This is a genomic window from Streptococcus sp. GMD1S, assembly GCF_000296875.1.
Classification (GTDB): domain Bacteria; phylum Bacillota; class Bacilli; order Lactobacillales; family Streptococcaceae; genus Streptococcus.
Genome location: NZ_AJQY01000463.1, coordinates 1 through 2255, shown reverse-complemented (window position 1 = coordinate 2255; position 2255 = coordinate 1). Strand labels below are relative to the sequence as shown.

Here is a 2255-nt window from a genome sequence, read left to right as displayed (position 1 = left end):
CTAGCGGTGGATACGGGTGTCGAGAAGGACAATATCTTTATCATGAGCAATGGTGATGTCCTTGCCCTTACTGCAGATTCTGCTCGTATCGCTGGGCATTTCAACGCCCAAGACATCTATGTTGATGGAAATCGTATCGGTGAAATCGGTGCAGCCGTCCTCAAAGATCGTAGAGATCTATCTGAAGATGGTGTCGTTCTAGCAGTCGCAACTGTTGACTTCAAGTCTAAAATGATCTTGTCTGGTCCAGATATTCTCAGCCGCGGCTTTGTCTACATGAGAGAATCTGGAGACTTGATTCGCCAAAGCCAGCGCATCCTCTTCAATGCAATTCGTATCGCACTGAAGAACAAAGATGCTAGCGTGCAATCTGTCAATGGCGCCATTGTCAACGCCATTCGTCCTTTCCTCTATGAAAATACCGAACGTGAACCGATTATTATCCCTATGATCCTCACACCAGATGAAGAATAATACTCTTTGATTTTCATTGAATATAAGTCAAAAAAACAGCCCCGTCTTCGGAGCTGTTTTTTCTATGCTTTCTTTTGAGATTGAAACTCAATAAAAATCGAAATCAGACTAGAAGGCTAGGCGAAAGCATAACTTAAGTTAGGTGAGCTGAAGCCGACGACGTATCATTTTGATTTTTGAAGAGTTTTAGAAATACTACGATTTTTACCTTCCAGATACACCATCAAAATAGAAATATCTGCTGGATTTACTCCCGAAATACGGCTTGCTTGGCCGATGGTTTCTGGATTGATGAGTTTGAACTTCTGGCGAGCTTCTGTTGCGATGGAATCAATATCATCCCAGTCAATATTGGCTGGAATGCGTTTTTCTTCCATGCGTTTCATCTTGGCAACCTGGTCCATAGCTTTGGAAATATATCCTTCGTACTTGATTTCTGTTTCAATTAATTCGATAATCTTGTCATCCAAATCCTCAGCAGCTGGCCCGATGAAGGCCACTACATCTTGGTAAGAAACTTCTGGTCGACGGAGAAATTCTTTGGCTGTCACTGCATCTGTCAACGGCTTGAAGCCCATCTCCTCAACCTTGGCATTGGTTTCTTTGACCGGCTTTAGTTTGATACTGTCTAGACGCTTCATCTCATTGTCAAATTGATTTTTCTTGATTTCAAAGCGAGCCCAACGTTCATCATCCACAAGGCCAATCTCGCGTCCCATCTCGGTCAAACGCATATCTGCATTGTCATGACGGAGGATGAGACGGTATTCAGCTCGACTGGTCAAGAGACGGTAAGGTTCAATGGTGCCCTTGGTCACCAAGTCGTCAATCATGACCCCGATATAACCGTCACTGCGCTTCAAAATCAATTCAGGCTTGCCTTGGATTTTCAGAGCCGCATTAATACCCGCGATAATCCCTTGGCCAGCAGCTTCTTCGTAACCAGATGTACCATTTGTCTGACCAGCTGTGAAAAGTCCTGAGATTTTCTTGGTTTCTAGTGTCGCACGCAACTGATGAGGCAAGACCATGTCATACTCAATGGCATAACCAGTTCGCATCATCTCAGCATTTTCCAAACCTTTGATGGAATGAACCAAGTCACGTTGGACATCCTCAGGCAGACTGGTTGAAAGTCCTTGGACATAAACTTCCTCTGTATTGCGCCCTTCTGGCTCTAGGAAGAGTTGGTGGCGTTCCTTGTCCGCAAAGCGTACAATCTTGTCCTCAATCGATGGACAGTAACGAGGCCCAACTCCCTTGACCACACCTGTGAACATAGGCGCACGGTGGAGGTTGTTTTGGATAATCTCATGACTGGTACCGTTGGTGTAGGTCAACCAGCATGGCACCTGGTCCTTGACATAGTCCTCATCACGTGAAGTGTAGGAGAAGTGATTTGGCGCTTCATCTCCTGGCTGAATCTCTGTCACATCGTAATTGATAGAGGAAGCCTTGACACGTGGAGGCGTTCCTGTCTTGAAACGACCAATTTCGAGTCCCAGTTCCTTGAGATTGTCAGCAAGGTTAATCGAAGCCAGACTGTGGTTAGGACCTGACGAATACTTGAGGTCTCCGATGATGATTTCCCCACGGAGTGCAGTCCCTGTCGTCACGATAACAGCCTTAGCAGCATATTCTTGATGGGTAGCTGTACGCACACCGACAACCTTACCATCTTCCACCAAAATCTCATCAATCATGGTTTGACGAAGGGTGAGATTCTCTTGATTTTCAACTGTCTTGCGCATCTCCTTAGAGTAAAGCTCCTTGTCAGCCTG

General features: G+C 45.5%; 1 protein-coding gene and 1 pseudogene. One reads left to right on the top strand and one right to left on the bottom strand.

Going from position 1 to position 2255, the window contains the following annotated elements:
* Positions 1–474 (top strand): annotated as a pseudogene (locus tag GMD1S_RS11290) (ribonuclease J); the annotation flags it as partial.
* Positions 475–638: 164 nt separating this feature from the next.
* Here the strand turns inward: GMD1S_RS11290 and mnmG are convergent.
* Positions 639–2255 (bottom strand): tRNA uridine-5-carboxymethylaminomethyl(34) synthesis enzyme MnmG (gene mnmG, locus GMD1S_RS11285; RefSeq protein WP_000299919.1); only part of this gene is annotated, 1617 nt, incomplete at its 5' end.